Genomic DNA, 17,566 nt, shown 5'->3' on the forward strand with positions numbered 1-17,566 from the left:
ATGTCATCCTGAGCGATAGCGAAGGATCTAGATCCTTCGCTATCGCTCAGGATGACATTAAGCCGCAGGCGCTGACGGCAGCCTTAGGTGCACTTATGCTTGGAAAGTATAAACGCAAGTTTATTTTCTGATAGTATAAAAAAGGCCCGCATATGCGGGCCTTTCGCTTGGACTGAAGCGACGGATCAGGCCGAGTACACCACGCGATTTACCCGACTTCTGACTGCATTATGTTTGGGGTTGAAGTAATCCATAGTCCCCATTCTTACGAAGGTAGACCACATTCATTTCTTGACTTTCCGAATTCGTAAACACAAAGAACGAATGACCCACTAGATTCATCTGCATAATTGCTTCTTCTACTGACATGGGCTTTGCAGAGAACTTCTTATTTCGTACGATTTCCTCGCGCGGTTCATCTGCAGATACAACGGGCTGCTTAGGATCATGATCCTTTAAGACCTTGGTGCGCATCCTTTTATTTATCCGCGTGCGGTATTTATCAATTTGGCGTTCTAATTTCTCAACCACCATGTCGATTGACGAATACATGTCTTCGGTTTCTTCCTCGCCACGCAAAATGATACCCTGGATAGGGGCTGTAACCTCCACCCGATGTCGATCACGCTCGACAAGTAAAGTAACTTGAACATCCATAAATTCATCTGAATATTTTGCCAACTTACCCACACGTTTCATAACGTACTCTTTAAGGGCGTCTGTAAGTTCGATATGTTTACCTCGAATAATAATGTTCATTAATTCAACCCCCTTCTATGCTGTATATAAGTTAATATTCCCGATTTACGTAAAAAATCCTGCTAATTTTAAATATATTGTTTACAAAAATACTTTTCTACTAAAACCTTTAAAAAGAGAATTGCTGATATGGTAACAACAATTCCCTCTTTGAAAATTCATAATTAAATTAACGGACCATTACGTTAGAAGCTTGTTCTCCACGCGGACCTTGAATAACATCATACTCAACATTCTGACCCTCTTCAAGAGTTCGGAATCCCTCTCCAATAACGGATTGAAAATGTACAAAGATATCTTGTCCATTTTCCTGTTCAATAAATCCATAACCCTTTTGTTTACTAAACCATTTGACTTTACCTACCACTTAAAAAAACCCTCCTTGAATTGTCAAAGTTCTGAAGCTTAGCTTCAACTTGACTCATACTTAGGAGGATAACCAACATTTCAAAACTTTAAACCTTATCTGATACGAAGTTCGTGCATTTAGCTCAAACTTCCTCGCCCTTATTGAGAGGACTTACCCTAGTAGAACAGTTCCCTACTATTCAGGTGCTTTAAAGCGTGTCAAAAAGGTCCGTCCCCCTGACACATAGCCCAGCCCGATAAGCGCCTTTCTACAAAGCGATCACATTCTACTCTCTAAACCCCCACAAAAGGAGCGATTTTCTGCTAAGCGGATGCTTTAGTGGAGCCGCGGTCCAGACGAACGCTGACGGTTCGCGTCTCGTAGCGCGCCGCAGGTTCACATGCGACGGAACAGGACGTTCCTAGTGCCGCATGCGCCAAGGACGGCATAGCATGCGGCCATCCATCCCTTAGGTTCGGACGCGCTCGCGAACCGTCCAGTTCGTCAGCGGCGGAACGTGCAGACGCGTGCAGAACGAAGACACCGTCTTCGCACGGGTTAACAAAGCTACAAAGCGCTCCTAGGCTTTACTTAGCCCAAAGAGCGCTTGTACAACAAGCTTATAGTATTTTACTCAAGAACGCTTGGGTCCGAGGATTCTTAGGATGGGCAAACACCTCGTTAGGCTCTCCCTCTTCCATTATGATCCCCTCATCCATGAAAATCACCCGATCGCCGACTTCCCGAGCAAATCCCATTTCATGGGTTACGACGACCATCGTCATCCCTTCTCGCGCCAAGTCCTTCATGACGGATAGAACCTCTCCCACCATTTCAGGGTCAAGAGCAGAGGTTGTCTCATCAAACAGCATGATCTTTGGCTTCATGGCCAGAGCACGTGCTATGGCGACTCGCTGTTGCTGCCCGCCAGATAGCCGATCTGGGTATTCATCGGCTTTTTCATATAATCCAACTTTAGCCAAAAGCTCCATGCCAATCTTTCGTGCCTCCTCTTTATTTGTTTTTCGAACAACTTCCGGAGCAAGCACTATATTTTGAATGGCTGTCATATGTGGAAAGAGATTAAAGCGTTGAAAAACCATGCCTACTTCTCGTCGGATCGCATTAACATTGACCTCCGAATTAAGAGGTATTCCATCAACAATAATTTCTCCTTTAGTTGGCTCTTCCAGCTTATTTAAGCAGCGTAGGAAGGTGCTCTTCCCTGAACCACTGGGACCAATGACAACGACCACTTCTTTTTCACGAATGTGGCAATTAATGCCTTTAAGGACTTCCAGTTTTCCAAAGGTTTTATGAAGATTCTTAACGAATATCATTCTTGCTCAGCCTCCTCTCCATATAGGCTACCCATTGAGCAATCAACTGGGTCATAACTAGGTAGTATAAGGCAACGGCCAGATACATAGGAAGGGGTTGGTAGGTTCGTCCAACAATAATCTTTCCAGTGTAAAAAAGCTCTTGGATTGCAATGATGGATAATAACGAGGAATCCTTAAGTAAAGCGATAAACTCATTACCTAAAGGAGGAATCGAGCGTTTAAAGGCTTGTGGCAGAATAATATAACGCAATGCTTGAATTTGAGTCATTCCCAATGACCGCGCCGCTTCTGTTTGACCCCGATCTATGGACTGAATTCCTGCTCTAAATATTTCTGCAATGTAAGCACCGGAATTTAGGCCCATAGCCAATATCCCTGCAGTATACTGATAATTATCAGGCATAGTCTGCCATTGAAGGAGCATCGGGATTCCAAAATAGACTAAGAAGATTTGAACTAACAGAGGAGTTCCTCTAAAGAAATCTATATAGCCAATCGCCGCCGCGCGGACCATTTTACGCTTAGATAACCGTGCTAAGGCCATAAATAGACCGATAACGACCCCGATTGCAACAGCACCAGCCGTTAGTTCCAACGTTAGCAGTGCCCCTTTGGCGAGAATAGGCATATTATCTATTACCACATGCCAGTTTAATCCCACAATAACCCTCCTATCTTTAATCTTGAACTTAAGAGCTCTGGTATCATGTCCACTTTTAGTAAAGTGTTACAATTAAATGAAATCATACTACTTGCCCTAAAATTATATATTTTACTGCATTTTTTTACAAGTAAAATCCATATTCAATTCCGAACTTAACTTCATCCTTATTTTCAAGCGCTAAAGATTCTTATTGAAGTACTTGTCCCCTTTAGCAGCACCTAGATTTCAAGTCTATTGAGTCTATCAACTCGAAACAGAAAGTGATTATACACGTAGTCAGGCTGATGTTCAAGGACCAATTTAAACCATTGAACTCATCTACTGGAATTGAAATTCGAGGAAATAATCTCAACTTAAATAATAGCTTAGGGAAAGCTAAAGGAAGGCACTAGATATCAGTGCCTTCCTTTAGTTAATTATTCAACATCCTTACAGGTGATTCTAAAACTTAGGAGCATCCTCTTTGAACCACTTTTTGTAAATCTCATTGTATTTTCCACTATCCATGAGCTTTTTCAAGGAGGCATTCATTTTGTCTGCTAATTCAGTGTTTCCAAGTTTCATAGCTATGCCATAATACTCTGCGCCAGAATCTGCATTGATAGATTCAATTTGAGCGTTAGGATTTTGGGCTTGGAACCAAAGTACAACTGGAGAGTCAGCAACAACAGCGTCCACTCCACCACTAATTAGTGCATTCATAGCGTCAGGTGTCGTGTCATACTTATTTGTTTCCATACCTTTATCCTCAACGACATATTGACCTGTCGTATTGAGTTGGACCCCAATCTTCTTTCCTTTTAAATCGTCTAAGGATTTAATATTAGCTCCTTTTTTCATGGCGATGTACTGACCGCTCAAGAAATACTTGTCACTAAATTGAACACTTTTAGCGCGATCCTCGGTAATTGTCATGGCAGAAATTACGGCATCATATTTCCCAGCTTGTAAAGCTGGAATCAAGCCGTCAAAAGCTGCTGTTTCAATATTCACTTTGTATCCCATGTCTTCTCCAAGAGCCTGAATAAGTTCCATATCAAACCCTGTCGGCTGTTGCTTTTCATCCATGAATTCAAAAGGTGCATAAGCGATATCAGAACCAACTCTTAGAACCTTTTCAGTAGGTGCAGGATCAGATGGTGCAGGTGCGTTATTACTTCCGCATCCGGCAAGTGTCAAGAGACTTAAACTTAGTAGACCAGCTAAAACAAAACGAACTTTTGATTTAAACATTGTTTTTCCCCTCTCTTTTGGATGTGTTCAGCAAACCCCTCTTAAGCTTTGGTGTTTTGCCTCAGCTTATCCTTTTAATTTTGATTATACTTACTTGCGAATAATTATACAACCTATTTCTTTCATTTTTAGAGTTATTCTACTTTTTTTGCAAGGAGAATCTGAAATACTTATCACCCGGTGCAAGACATTATCCCACTCGAACGAGATGGGAATCTTAGGAAAACATAAAAGAAAAACCACTTCAGGAGTGTAACTTATCCCCTAAAGTTACACACAGGAGCATGTGTATAATGTGGATAAGTATCAGTTTTCGCTTATTCTTTCGGTTAAGATGCTGTGGATAACCTTGTTGATAGTGTAATGACTCTTAATCATGCTCCCCTAAGCTGATATAAAATAAAAAGCATTGGTCGACCAATTGTCTCCCAATGCTTGTCAATTTCAATTTAAGTACAGTAATTTCTATGGATTAGTATTGATCGCGAGCTGGACGATGGTGCTGATAGCACTCACGGCAGTATACTGGACGATCTGATGTAGGTTGGAAAGGAACTTGAGTTTCTACACCGCAGTCTCCACAAATAACTGTAAACATTTCACGTGATCTTCCTTCTTGGGAATTACGGTTTTGTTTGCGAATGTTACGACACTCACGGCAACGCTGTGGTTCATTTTCGAAACCCTTTTCAGCATAAAATTCTTGCTCGCCAACTGTGAAAATAAAGGTAACTCCGCAGTCTTTACATACTAGATCTTTGTCTTCAAAGGCCATGAAAGATATTCCCCTTACGTAAAAAAATGTAATAGGCTTTGCCCATCCACTTGTAATTATAACTCTATTCACTCAAAGGCACAAGTCTTTTTTCCAGACCAGCCGCTAAGCATAAACCATAGATTTCCTTAGTTCCGCACTGTCTAAGGGCTTCTGCAACAGCTTCGAGGGTCGATCCGGTGGTTGTTACATCATCTATCAGCCACACACTTTTTCCTTGATAATTCTCGGGCTGTCTTACATTAAATGCTCCTGTCAGGTTGTGCAGGCGCTCCTGACGGGAAAGTAGGACCTGAGAGGATCTTGACTCAAGTCGTTCGACCCCTGAAAGAATCGGTAATCCTAATTCCCAGTGCAGCGCTGAGGCGATTACCTCCGCTTGATTGAAGCCTCTTTCTGCCAGGCGAGACATATGCATTGGCACAGCTACAATACCATCTACAACTGGAAGCTGACTAATTGCCCAATCTGAAAAAGGACGGGAGATTTCTCTTATAAGATTAGGTTGGGATTTAAATTTTATTCTCTGAATAAACTCCTTCAGACCTCCGGAATAATGCCCCCAGGCTGTCACTTGATCCAGTTGTTTTGGGCCCCTACCCGCCAAACAATCAAGACAGTCTAGCTCCCCAGACTCTATCAGCTTTCCGCACCTCTTACAGCGTCTTAGCTCAGGGCGAAGATAATTCATCCTGCAGGTTAAGCAAATTGGACCATGTCCCTCTCCACAGAATACACAAGCTTGTTCGTCTTTGTACCAGAGCAATTGACTGATCCTAACTGCATTTCTCCACAACCCCTTCACAGCCTCTCCCCACCTTCTCTGCCGGCTTAGTCGATTAATCCTAAATCTAAGGCATACCTATTTTGCTCCTCTATCCATTGCACAGCAGTCTTCATGGCCGATGTCATTTTCTGAGATAAAAATATGACTTCTCCCCTAGGATTTTCTCGAGTTCGTCCAACCCTTCCTGCCATTTGAACTAAGGCACGTTCATCAAACATGGGATGATCTGCGCCAAGGACCACTATTTGAATCCCAGGCAAAGTAATCCCGCGCTCTAAGATGGTGGTACTAACAAAAATATCATACTGCCCTAGTTTCAAGTTTTTAATTTTTATGCTGCGCCCCGAATCCGAGCTGTAACTGCCCTCTATCCTCCAACCAGGAAAGGATTGTTTAAAGGATTCTATCCATGGATTAACTAAAGAGATTTTGGGTACAAAGACCAAAACAGGTCCCTGCCTTCTTAATAAACTAATCTGTTTCCCCCATTTACCTCTACAGCCGTTGGGTTCTGATAATATATCAGACCTTATCCAAATGGGAACGGGTAGAGGATTTCGATGATATCTTGCAGGTAATCGAATAAGTGCCATCTCACCTTCCCGAACGGCATTTAACCCTTCTTGAGAGGGTGTGGCCGTCAAGTATAATAGTTTGCCCCCCTGACGTAAGGCGTTCTTCAAGCCCCATTCTAGAGCTCTGCTCCCATGATATGGAAAGGCATCCATCTCATCCATGAAAATCACATCAAAGGCCTGCCAAAACCTTAAGACCTGATGGGTTGTTGCCAACACCAAGCCCCCTGCCTGAAACTTTACCGTGTTAGTCCCCGTCAATACCTGAACCGTAAAATTCGGAAAGTCCCGTTGAAGCCTCGGCGCAATATCGTGAATCACATCTTGCCGTGGTGCAGCAAAAAGCACCGATTTCCCTTGGTTTAGTGCCCAAGCAGCGGCAGGAAAACACACTTCGGTTTTTCCAGCTCCACATGCTGCCCATAGAAGCGCCGTTTCAGTATACGTATCCTTCATAAATGCATCAACTTGTTCACTGGCTCTTTGTTGGGCTTCGGTAAGAACCCAATGAGGGCGAAATGAAACGTTTAGAGGTCCTTCTAATAGCGAGCGTTTATCTCGATATAGTACCGTTAATGAAGTACTAACTCCAATGCTTGCACAACTTCCACAGGTCGCAGCTGAACCATAAATGCTGGGCCACTCTTCTAAATCTGTCTCTCCGCAGCGTTGGCACTGCCACCCTCTGTTTATCTGTTTTACAGAAGGGAGCCATTTTGCCTTTCCCTGCTCCACATTCAACTGTGCAAAGGTTATTATCTCTTCGTCTTTAAGTCTAAGTTCACGGGCAAGTACTTGAAGATCTCCCTTAGAAAGCTGCCTTCCTAAAACACGTTGATTAAAGGCATCCCAATTCTTGTTCTTTCTATCCTGGTCCAGTTCTAATGAGGGATTAGGGCTGAAATCCTTATTAACTTCCTTCCATATGATCTCCCGTATATCCCACTCGAAATTGTTTAAATAGTATAGTATCTGATTCTTGATCTCATTTGGTTTCTTTTTAGGATTGCCTTGATTAGAAAGCTGTCTCTTTAGCGACCTCTCTAAAACGTCTTCAATAATCCCTAGAGGAAGAGGTACATTTAGATAGCTAATAACCCTCGTATCAAGCTTGTCCTTCTCCTGGAAGGGAGAAAAACTGACGTCATAGTCTTTGTTTAACGTCAGAAAAAAGAGCAAAAAAAGCCCCCTCGCTTCCTGTTCATCCGCTCATTACAAAGGATTCTCTCCCTTGCTATTTATACCCTTAGGCGAGCACGTGTAAATATTGATATCTGAGAACCGCCGCTGTAAACATGCTATGTATTTTTCATCCTCTAAGGATAGATCTGGACAGACCTGAACTTCGATCAATAACGGGAGCTTTTTCCTTTTCTGCAAACTGGGCAAAGCTTTCTGAAGAAGCCAAAAGCGCTTCTCTATTTCTCTACCGTCCGGGCTGAGCTTCCAAACCAAGTTTAAACTATATGATTGGTTTTTTAAACGTTCCTTCCAGGCACTAATCTGGGCTTGCCATTTAAGTGGAATACTCCATTCGTAACGTGAGCATAGGACCCAGAAAATAATCCCTAAAACTAGAACTATCCCCATGGAAATCGTCATAATCTCCCCCCTGCTCACAACTTATGTTGTGGCAGAAGTTGTGTGAGTTGTCTTTGTCGAGCATAATCAGAAAGAAGTCTTATATGCTGGGATGGAAGGAAATCCTTGTGTCCCTGCCATAGTTTTCGATCTAAGCTATTAAGGTTAACCATCCTTTCTTCAATCGTTTTAGGCACATCCTCAACCCAGCAATAGAGGGTGATTGCTAATTCAGGCTTTGTCTGGCGGCTGGCTTCAGCTGCATCCCAAACAACGGACTGGCCCCATTCGTAGGCTTCTAAGTCAAATGCTTGCCAGCGAAGGACTTCTTTGACAGTTTCTAACCCAGCAAGCAAGTTACCTTGCCGTAGCAAGTGTTCCGCCATCCCTCGACGTACCTCAATCTGGGTTTGATCAAGTTCCAGACTTCTGCCCCAGAGGTCGAGACTTTTATTAGGATCCTGCTCTTGGCATTGGATGGCCTGTTTATTTAAGCTATGTTCTCTCTCTAGGAGCGTAGGATTCAGGAGGATACCTCCACAGATGAGACAGACCATGAAACTTACAACTAACACTCCGATCTTACTCGCCCTGTGAAGTAAGTTGTTATGTTTGTAATAATGTGTTCTTAGAGAATTATGTTTACTCTGCAAACAGCCAAATAAAAGCCAGAATAAAATACCTAAAGCGCCAAAGGAAAAATTGGCATCAACCAAACTATGTAGTACTAGGAACAGAAGAGCACTCCAGATACAAAGCTGAGCCTTAGTATCTTCTGAAACGACTCCCGACTTTATCAGTATCTGATTCTTTCCCCAGGTCTTCCATCCATGAGCTAGGGAAAGACTACCCCAAATTCCCATACTCGCAATTCCGAGGACCCCCTGGTTCAGTAAGATATGTATAAAACTCGAATGCGGATCTGCCGTCCAATAGGGAAAGGATTGAACCGTAGGGAATGCCCACCACCCTCCTGCTTGTGGTAGACCGCCTGAATTCCAAGCTAAACTAATCCCATCTTTAATGTAGACCAGCCGTTCCTGCCAACTCGAAGACGAAAAACCCCAGGCCGTTAAATTGTCCCAAGCGGGCCTATAATAGAGCAGTATGAGAACTGTTCCCACACAACCCACTAGAAGAGCGAGCATTCCTTTGAAAAATTGTCCTAATCCTATTCCTTTAAGATGAATTCTTCGTCCCGCTCCTCGTAATAACATCTGCCGACCAACAAGAATTATAAGAGTTAATCCTACTCCAGCACGGGAACCTGTCCCTAAGAGAGAAATCGCCAGCCAGATGAGAACTAACTTACTGCGTGGATGAAGCAAGAGAACTACACCCAAAAATGCTGCAGCAGCATTAGGGTAACCAAAGACAGAGCTTAATCTTCCCCCCACTTTGCTCACCCAAGGCAGCCAACCAATGACAGCGATTGCTATGGCCAACCACTCAATGTATTGTATTAGCTTCCGTTTTGCTATGTCATCCGAAGAAATCCGAACTCCCAATCGATAAACGAGCCAAAGGATTCCCCACTGTAAGGCTTCAAGCAAACCTTCAGATTGTTTGATAGGATGAACAATCCCTAACAAGGAAAAGAGAACAAATCCCAAAAGCAAGGTATCTGTTAGGCCGATATTGTAAACTTTCCCTGTCTCATAATGAACCCTTCTGGGTAAATACAATGACAAATGATAAGCAGACAAAACAAATCCAAATATTAGCCATTCCTGAGGGTAATAAAGACCGTGCATGAAAACACTAAGTCCTAAAAAAAGAGCTAGGAGGCTTGCTGTGTTGCTCCTAGCTCTGCTGTCTTTTTGTAAGGATGCGCCAATCACTGGGCAGAATTTTTCCTTTCTAGGAAGAATTTAAGGGTCCCTTCTGCGGCCAACTCGTCTCCGACATAGGCGACACCTTTGGCAACTCCATAGTTTTTTCGTAACTTTACAAGTTCCACTTCTAAGCGAAGCTGATCGCCTGGAATTACCTGCCTCTTAAACTTAACGTCATCTAAGCCGGCAAACAACCCTAAATAGCCTTCATATTCAGGTTTCTTAAGAATTGCCACAGTTCCAACTTGGGCAAGGGCTTCTATAATCAGCACTCCTGGCATAATGGGATGCCCAGGGAAGTGGCCCTGAAAGAACGAATCATTGATGGTCACATTCTTTATGCCCACAGCCCTTTTTCCTTCTTCAAGTTCTAGGATACGATCGACCAGAAGAAAGGGGTAACGATGTGGTATAATCTCCTGGATTTCTTTGCTTTGTAGCACTGGAATTCCTCCTTGCAGATTGAAACCATTTTGTCTTATGATGGTATAAGGATATACGGATTTAACCGCATAAAAACAGTATAACCAAGTTTAGGTCTGAAGGGAAGATGGCAGGAGTATGAAAAAAAAATACAAAATTCTACATATTATCGGTGGAGGTGAGGTTGGAGGAGCAGAGCAGCATGTGCTGTCCCTCCTGAAGGGCATAGACCGAAATCGATTTGATCTCCAGCTCATCTGCCTAACACAGGGTCCTTTCTCTGACCTGGCTTCAGAAAATAAGATCCCAACATATACTTTCCCTATGCGCTTCCCTTTAGACCTTTCTCCCATACCTAAACTTATTCGATGGTCACAAAAAATGGCTATAGACCTTGTCCATACCCATGGTTCCCGAGCAAATCTATTGGGACGTCTTAGTGCTAGATGGTTACGGATCCCATGCCTAACCACCGTTCATAGCTCATTAGCTCAGGATTATCTATCTCCTTGGTCTGCCCGAATAGCTCTTGGGCTTGACCGCCTAACCCTCCCCTTGACCTCAGGTATTATCACTGTATCTGAATTCTTAGCAAAGGAAGTTGCCTTGCGAGGCGGCCGAACTATTGAAACGATTTATAATGGCTATTCCTCGATTTCTTATGATGACCCGACATCAACTCGCAATTACTTTCGTAACCAATGGGGTATCCCAGCCAATGCTCTTGTTCTTGGAACCATTGGACGACTTCACCCTACTAAAGGGCAGATTTATTTAATTAAGGCTGCAATCCAATTGCGCTCAAAATTTCCAAATCTCCATCTCTTACTTATAGGAGATGGTCCCCTTCGTCAAAGTCTGGCCTCTGAACTTCGAGGTAGTACTATTCCCCATACCCTTACTGGTTATCTGCCTCTAGCCTATGAAGCACTTCCTGCTATGGATTTATTTGTCTTACCTTCAATTAGTGAAGGTATGGGGTTGGTCCTTCTTGAAGCAATGCAAGCTAGAGTTCCAATTGTTGCAAGTGCTGTCGGAGGAATTCCAGAACTCATCAGAGACAAAAAAGAAGGCTTGCTTTTCCCTCCCGGGAATGTAACGGAATTAGCCGTCGCCTGTAAGTCTATACTTGAAAATCCTTCTTTGGCGAAATCCCTTGTGCTCGCGGGCCAAAACCGTTGGCCAATGTTTTCAGTTAATAATATGCTCAGAGAAACGGAGCAATTCTACACTCGTCTTCTAGAATCTTGAAGCTCCCCATTTCCACGGAAAAGATGTTGACATTATCCCATTAACTTGATTGTTCCTAACCTTGTCACTGGTATTTAACTGTATGTCGCTTTTCTTCGGAGCCTTTGTATTATCCTTGCCTGTTAGGTTTCCGTTATCTTTATTAGGGCTTTTTCCAGGATCTTTTTCATTACTTTTATTATTATTACTATTTCTGTCTTTGTCATTATTATTTTCTTTATCACTATCTATATCAGTATTAATATTTCTATCTTTTTTGTTCATTTCTTTATCTTGTACGTTCTTATCCTTCTGGTCCTTCTGGGGTTCGTAATTTTCGGATGTTTGATTCTCAGCCTTATCCTGGCCAGAAATCTGCCCTTTAGACGGAGATGAAGAAACAGCCGCCTTCTTATTCTCTTTAACCTGAGCCTGAACTTTTGGGTTTTTCAATAGTTTCTCACGTTCAGACGTATCTTTTAATTTTTCTGGCTCTGTCACGACCCCTGCCCTTATAGCAGTTTGCCAAAGGGCATACTCACCTAAGGTAAGATTGCCTTTTTGTGCAAGCTCACGATCTTGGGTAGTTAGAGCGAAATATTCAACCTGTGGAGTAAACCCTTTTTCTTTAACAGTCTCTGTAATCCATGAGACAATTTGACTTTCGTTGAGATCCTCAGCATCTTCATCTAAGCCATCCTCGGTCAGTGATGAATAACCCACTACAACCCAAGATCGCTCTGAATTTAAGAACTTCTGATTGTAAGCCTCATTTATTATTTGGCCTAGAACCTCATCAATTGGTTTTCCCTTCAGATCCATTTCACGAACCATGTCCTCGGCATCTTCACTTTGGGAAACAATCTTTATTAACTGTCCTTGGGCGTCTATTGAAAATTGAATACTTGGATTAATATCAACTGAGAGCAAGGCCACTGCAGTTGGCGCTTGATACAAGTTCCAAGCAAAAATAGTTGATAAGGTTAGAAAAAATATTGCAGCGACGCTAGCCCATGCTCGCAGGCCTTTAAAGCCCTCGAAACTTGTTTGAATTTCAATCTCTTCTCCTATTTCAGCCTCTTTACGTCTTCGAATATGCCGAAAGGTGCCGTTTTCAGCAAGAACCGTATATCGGGATCCAGATTTCTCCAATACCACTGCTTTTATCTTACTCATCCCTTAGCCCCCTCTTCCCGTGATAAAACATACTCCCGTAGATAAACATAGTCATTTTGGTTTGCCATAAGTAAGGCAACTGCCAAAATATACCTTCGCCCCCGTTCCAATACTTTAGGATGAATTTGTGTTTTCAAACATAATGCTTGCATTGGAACTTTCCCCTTTCGTTCAACGTGCTGCCACAGTTCAGGGTCAAAGGCCAATTCTCTAGCCGCTCGGAGTAACGTCTCACGAGTATCCCGATGTTTAGGGGATGCTTCTACCAAGTCCTGAAAGGTGAGCTGAAAATCTGCTAATGCTTTAGAAAACTGTCGAATTTCCTCCGCTCGCTCATGGTTTTGCTCTTGCTCCCGAAAATCATCCAGGCCTAAATGGACATCAATCCTTCGTCCAATGTCGTCTTGATCGAGGGAAATAGACTGTCTCAAACGTTGCTTGCGGTAATAATCAATCAACCTACGCTTTATCAATACTCTTGCATAGGCTAAAAACGGTACTCCTTTATCTTCAATAAACAAGTCTATCGCTTCATTAAAAGCAATCAATGCCTCAGATAATTCGTCATCTCTACCCCACTCCAGAGAGCGAAAACACGCTTGGCTAGCAACATGACGAATAAACGTTTGAGATTGGGCTAAGAACTCCTCCCGGGCTTCTGAGTCCTCCTTCAAACGCTGCCAAGAACATCGCTCTTCCCATTCTGGCATGCTTTCTTCCTCCTATAGGCTTATACGAAACGGATCGTCTCTTTTAGGGGGTCTTAGAACGTATTGAATCTCTGCCAAAGGATTTTTATCACAAAACGGGGTAACACGCTCTGACGTTTCCAACGCCAAGGTTCTTTCAGCAAACGATAAAGCCATTCTAATTGGAACGTTTGGACACGTTCCGGCGCTCGAACAACATGCCCAGCTAAAGCGTCTAGACTCCCGCCAACCCCCAGGCTGACGGTTGCTAATCCGGGATGCTCAACAATCCAATATTCCTGACGAGGAGCACCTAATCCAACGAGCAAAATATCTGGCTGAAAGCAGCGAATCTTTTCTAGGACATACGCTTCTTCTTCAGTGCTGAAGTAACCATGGGACTCATCCCAAGCAATTCCAGGATATTTCAGAGCAATCTGAATTCCTGCCCTATGAGCTATTCCCGGTTTGCCTCCTAAAAGGAAAATCCTCCAGTTTCGTCTATCTGCTACAGGAAATAAAGCCTGGACCAGATCAATCCCAGTCACTCGTTCCTGTACTGGTGTGCCTAACTGGCGAGCAGCCCAAACAACACCAATCCCATCGGCTGTTACAATATCCGCAGAATTAATCAATACCTTAAGACGTTCATCACGGCCAGATGCATAAATCATTTCTGGATTAGCAGTAACCACACGAATCCTAACCCGATCTTCTACGGCCTTACGGATTTGTTCAACGGTTTCTTGCATGGAATATTTGTCTACGGTGATTCCAAGAATGTCGACCCTCACAAATTTTATTTCCTTTCTGAGGAATTAATTTTAAAGTCCAAGGAAAGAGCCTTTATCCGAAATAATTTATTACGGATTGACCACCTGACCTCGGACCAATTAAATTAGTACCTATTCTGTCTTATATCTCTCTTTAATTTTTAGTATCTAACATTATACTTTTCGATTTAATAACTCCCTATAAAGAAAACTTGGCTGGCGCCCGAAGACACTGTCTTCGCACGGGTTAGCTTATCGTAAAAGCCTCCGGCGAAGGCGGCAGCCCTAGTTGCACTTATGCTTAGGAAGTATATCAGAATGACAGATTAACTTAACTCAGACTAAAACTTTCCAGTCAGTACCTTGCCCGTACCTAGGGCCACGCAGGAAATCGGATCCTCAGCTAAACTAACCGGCAATCCTGTTTCACGTGACAGTCGCGTGTCAAAGCCATACATCATGGCACCTCCGCCAGTCATAATGATTCCTTTGTCAAGAATATCTGAGGATAATTCTGGTGGGGTTCGCTCCAAAACTTCCTTGACCCCAGCAACAATCGCATCAATGGATTCCTCAAGGGCAACGAAACACTCCTGAGAATTCACATTAATTGTTTTTGGTAACCCGGTTATCAAATCACGTCCCCGCACATCGATGAAGGCGGAAGGGCGTCCTTCTGGAACAGCTGAACCGACTGCCATCTTTATTTCTTCAGCGGTACGTTCTCCGATCATTAGATTGTGCTCCCGCCGGATATAACGACTAATAGCCTCATCGAATTTATCTCCACCTACTCTAAGACTGCGTTTTGCGACGATGCCGTTCAGCGACAGGACCGCGATATCCGTTGTTCCACCGCCAATATCCACGACCATACTTCCAGTTGGGCCAGAAATATCTAAACCAGCCCCTAATGCCGCGGCATAGGGTTCTTCAACTACTTTAACGTCCTTAGCCCCAGCCTGGTAAGCCGCCTGTTTAACAGCCCGCTGCTCTACCTCCGTTACACCCGAAGGAATGCATACAACTACACGAGTTCTAAAGAAAGGCCATCTCTTTGCGCCCGCCTTCTCTAAAAAATATTTTAACATGAGCTCTGTCGTCTGATAATCAGCAATAACCCCATCTCGCATGGGGCGAACGGCAACAATATTTCCAGGTGTACGACCAATCATTAACCTTGCTTCTTCTCCAACGGCAATGCGTTTATTCGTAATTCGGTCAATCGCAATTACGGAGGGTTCATGTAAGACAATCCCTTTTCCTTTTGCATATACCAAAACACTGGCCGTACCTAGGTCTATTCCCAAATCTATTCCAAAATCGATTCCAAACATTATCGGAGTTACCCCTTTCATTCATACAATAGCTTGTCCATTTGATTAATAGTATAAACAAATAGCATAATCTCCCTCTCGGGAGATTCGCTACTTAGATTTAATATTGAATTCATTCGTGATAAAACCGCTAATCCCTTTTGAAATCTAAGTTTTTTTTCAAATTCCTCTGTTGTTCACCCTGTTTCAGGTAAAACTTCCTTTGATTAGTTTTCTTGGTACTTCTTACGGGTTGCCTCTCCCCCTCGAATATGCCTTTCTGCTTTATTTGTCTCAAGGATATGCTTTACTTCCATGGACAACTTTTCATTTACAAGGGGTAACCGTTCTGTAACATCTTTATGAACTGTGCTTTTCGATACGCCGAAGACATCAGCTGTTTGACGAACGGTTGCACTCGATTCTAGTATGTAGGTCCCAATATCGAGCACCCGTTTACGTATATATTCTTGCACGCAGAACCCTCCTTCGTCCACGAGTTTAGTTCATTTATATGCATTCTCAATAAAAAAAGACATCCGTAATCGGATGTCCTTTGTTGGTAAATAATGTGTTAGGGATTTCTGTTAAAGAATTCACGAATTTCTCCTATAATGGACTCTGTACCTGCCCATGGTACCGCACTTCATAATGAAGTTGGGTGGGATTATTTTCACCGACTACTAAGCCAGGATAAAAACCGATCTGTCCCAATGCTCCTTGAGTTTCTATAACTTCCCCCTCCCGAACACGTAGGTTATCTAGCCCCCCATAAGTGACCAACCATCCCTCACTGCAGTCTAGGGTTACCTTCTGACCTAGAGTAGGGTCTATCCCAGCAAAAATAACCGTTCCCCCATGGGTTGCCCTAATTACCGTCCCTTCTGCTAATGCGTAATCTACACCAGCATGAAAGATATAATTTCCAAGATTCTTTGAATAGTAATGACCAACATGGCGTATAGGCTTTCCACCTACTGGGCTTGGAAAGTCCTTGATTTCCAGATGGGTAGTAACTACCTTGTATTGTTTATAAGTCGGTTCATTGGTCCCTTGTAGCCCTTCAGAAGAAACATCTGAGGCAGTACTCCGATATTCAATAGATACAACTAGGCCTAACAATAGAAATGTAAACACCCAGGCTAAAACTAAGCCTTTAGATTTATACCAACGGTTCATTCGACTCACCTCTAAATCTATTTTTGCCGAAGGAGGTTGTATATAAACAACGGTTGCTTACTTCTTCTATGTTACATACTACCCATGACCATCAGCTTTGTCCCCGGATAGTAATAGTTCAGTATCTCTTCTACTTTGAAACGTTTCTTAGCCAAATCATTGGCTCCCCATTGTGACATACCTACTGCATGCCCATTTCCATACATTGTAATAGTCAGCTTATCCGGATGTATATCCCATTCTATGTCCGTTGAAGATAGCCCTAACAAGCCACGAAGTTGATTTGCTGGATACACTCTGCCCAGTACTCTAATACTTTTAGCTCTTCCGACTGAGGTCCGTACCAATACTTGAAAATCACCCGAAGTCAAGGAACGCGGCGATTCCTTAAGGCCCAGCTTCTTGTAGAGTTCTTGGGGCGTAAAGGTCATTTTCTTAACATATCGTTGTAGGTTTTCCTCTCCTGAACTGATATTTTGCAAATACGGCCTTGATGTACTCCATACCTCCTCCGATCGTTCTGTCGGCTTTCTTCCGCTGCTGCTATGATAAAATGCTTCGATATAGTCTCCATTGAATACTAGAATCAAGCCACGTGTCCCAAGTACTGCCTTTTGTAGCTTGCTATGATAACGCCAGTAGTTTAAAAGACCCCATTTTTTTCTCATTTGGGCCTCCGATATCCATGCTTGAGTCTTCACCGTCGTATCAACATGGTAACCAAGATCCGTTTGGTTGCTTTGCTCTATTCGCTTTGCTGCATAGGTCCGGGCTGCTATGGCCTGGGCTTTGAGTGCTTCTAATTCAAACTCTGCTGGCATTTCTGCAGCAACAACCCCCAGTAGATAGTTCTCAAGGGCTAAGTCTTCAACACTTCCA

At 43.1% G+C, this 17,566-nt stretch carries 19 protein-coding genes; 1 reads left to right on the forward strand and 18 read right to left on the reverse strand.

Annotated features, from left to right (window positions below):
* Positions 1-228: 228 nt before the first annotated feature.
* From raiA to fabZ, 11 genes are all read right to left on the reverse strand, one after another.
* On the reverse strand, positions 229-759 hold the full coding sequence (gene raiA / locus HGJ98_RS06730; protein WP_291350296.1) for a ribosome-associated translation inhibitor RaiA: 531 nt from the start codon (positions 757-759) through the stop codon (positions 229-231).
* A 169-nt stretch (positions 760-928) separates the two neighbouring features.
* Positions 929-1,126: a cold-shock protein gene (locus HGJ98_RS06735; protein WP_291350297.1), complete on the reverse strand. Its 198-nt coding sequence runs from the start codon at positions 1,124-1,126 to the stop codon at positions 929-931.
* Positions 1,127-1,728: 602 nt separating this feature from the next.
* Positions 1,729-2,448: an amino acid ABC transporter ATP-binding protein gene (locus HGJ98_RS06740; protein WP_291350298.1), complete on the reverse strand. Its 720-nt coding sequence runs from the start codon at positions 2,446-2,448 to the stop codon at positions 1,729-1,731.
* Entirely contained in the window at positions 2,435-3,112 is a 678-nt protein-coding gene (locus tag HGJ98_RS06745; protein ID WP_291350299.1) for an amino acid ABC transporter permease, read from the reverse strand. The genes HGJ98_RS06740 and HGJ98_RS06745 overlap by 14 nt, the downstream gene beginning before the upstream one ends.
* A 444-nt stretch (positions 3,113-3,556) precedes the next feature.
* Entirely contained in the window at positions 3,557-4,348 is a 792-nt protein-coding gene (locus HGJ98_RS06750; RefSeq protein ID WP_291350300.1) for a basic amino acid ABC transporter substrate-binding protein, read from the reverse strand.
* 472 nt (positions 4,349-4,820) lie between these two features.
* The gene (locus HGJ98_RS06755) at positions 4,821-5,123 is read right to left on the reverse strand and encodes a zinc-ribbon domain containing protein (protein WP_291350301.1); all 303 of its coding nucleotides are present in this window, start codon (positions 5,121-5,123) and stop codon (positions 4,821-4,823) included.
* A gap of 64 nt (positions 5,124-5,187) precedes the next feature.
* Positions 5,188-5,928 carry a ComF family protein gene (locus tag HGJ98_RS06760; RefSeq protein WP_291350302.1) on the reverse strand — a complete coding sequence of 247 codons (741 nt, stop codon included), beginning with the start codon at positions 5,926-5,928 and terminating at the stop codon, positions 5,188-5,190.
* 26 nt (positions 5,929-5,954) lie between these two features.
* On the reverse strand, positions 5,955-7,664 hold the full coding sequence (locus tag HGJ98_RS06765; RefSeq protein ID WP_291350303.1) for a DEAD/DEAH box helicase family protein: 1,710 nt from the start codon (positions 7,662-7,664) through the stop codon (positions 5,955-5,957).
* Between the two features lie 33 nt (positions 7,665-7,697).
* A complete protein-coding gene (locus tag HGJ98_RS06770) occupies positions 7,698-8,087 on the reverse strand; it encodes a hypothetical protein (protein WP_291350304.1) in 390 nt (129 codons plus the stop codon).
* 14 nt (positions 8,088-8,101) lie between these two features.
* Positions 8,102-9,757 (reverse strand): O-antigen ligase, encoded by a 1,656-nt coding sequence (locus tag HGJ98_RS06775; RefSeq protein ID WP_291350305.1) that lies wholly within the window; start codon positions 9,755-9,757, stop codon positions 8,102-8,104.
* A 146-nt stretch (positions 9,758-9,903) separates the two neighbouring features.
* Complete coding sequence (gene fabZ, locus HGJ98_RS06780) at positions 9,904-10,344, reverse strand: 3-hydroxyacyl-ACP dehydratase FabZ (RefSeq protein WP_291350306.1); 441 nt, start codon at positions 10,342-10,344, stop codon at positions 9,904-9,906.
* A gap of 118 nt (positions 10,345-10,462) precedes the next feature.
* Here fabZ and HGJ98_RS06785 point away from each other — a divergent pair, with 118 nt between their 5' ends.
* Positions 10,463-11,575 (forward strand): glycosyltransferase, encoded by a 1,113-nt coding sequence (locus HGJ98_RS06785; protein WP_291350307.1) that lies wholly within the window; start codon positions 10,463-10,465, stop codon positions 11,573-11,575.
* Here the strand turns inward: HGJ98_RS06785 and HGJ98_RS06790 are convergent.
* The 7 genes from HGJ98_RS06790 to spoIID form a co-directional block, all read right to left on the reverse strand.
* Positions 11,564-12,730, reverse strand: a complete 1,167-nt coding sequence (locus HGJ98_RS06790; protein ID WP_291350308.1) for an anti-sigma factor domain-containing protein — start codon at positions 12,728-12,730, stop codon at positions 11,564-11,566. The genes HGJ98_RS06785 and HGJ98_RS06790 overlap by 12 nt on opposite strands.
* Positions 12,727-13,440, reverse strand: a complete 714-nt coding sequence (gene sigI / locus HGJ98_RS06795) for an RNA polymerase sigma-I factor (protein ID WP_291350309.1) — start codon at positions 13,438-13,440, stop codon at positions 12,727-12,729. The genes HGJ98_RS06790 and sigI overlap by 4 nt, the downstream gene beginning before the upstream one ends.
* Positions 13,441-13,493: 53 nt before the next feature.
* Complete coding sequence (locus HGJ98_RS06800; protein WP_291350310.1) at positions 13,494-14,213, reverse strand: WecB/TagA/CpsF family glycosyltransferase; 720 nt, start codon at positions 14,211-14,213, stop codon at positions 13,494-13,496.
* Between the two features lie 320 nt (positions 14,214-14,533).
* Positions 14,534-15,529, reverse strand: coding sequence for a rod shape-determining protein MreB (mreB, locus tag HGJ98_RS06805; RefSeq protein ID WP_291350311.1), 996 nt, complete (start codon positions 15,527-15,529; stop codon positions 14,534-14,536).
* Between the two features lie 206 nt (positions 15,530-15,735).
* Entirely contained in the window at positions 15,736-15,984 is a 249-nt protein-coding gene (spoIIID, locus tag HGJ98_RS06810) for a sporulation transcriptional regulator SpoIIID (protein WP_009619498.1), read from the reverse strand.
* A 133-nt stretch (positions 15,985-16,117) separates the two neighbouring features.
* On the reverse strand, positions 16,118-16,687 hold the full coding sequence (locus HGJ98_RS06815; RefSeq protein ID WP_291350312.1) for a murein hydrolase activator EnvC: 570 nt from the start codon (positions 16,685-16,687) through the stop codon (positions 16,118-16,120).
* Positions 16,688-16,758: 71 nt separating this feature from the next.
* Positions 16,759-17,566: stage II sporulation protein D (gene spoIID, locus HGJ98_RS06820; RefSeq protein WP_291350313.1), on the reverse strand; the 808-nt coding region annotated here is incomplete at its 5' end.

Source organism: Desulfosporosinus sp., assembly GCF_014237355.1.
Lineage (GTDB): Bacteria > Bacillota > Desulfitobacteriia > Desulfitobacteriales > Desulfitobacteriaceae > Desulfosporosinus.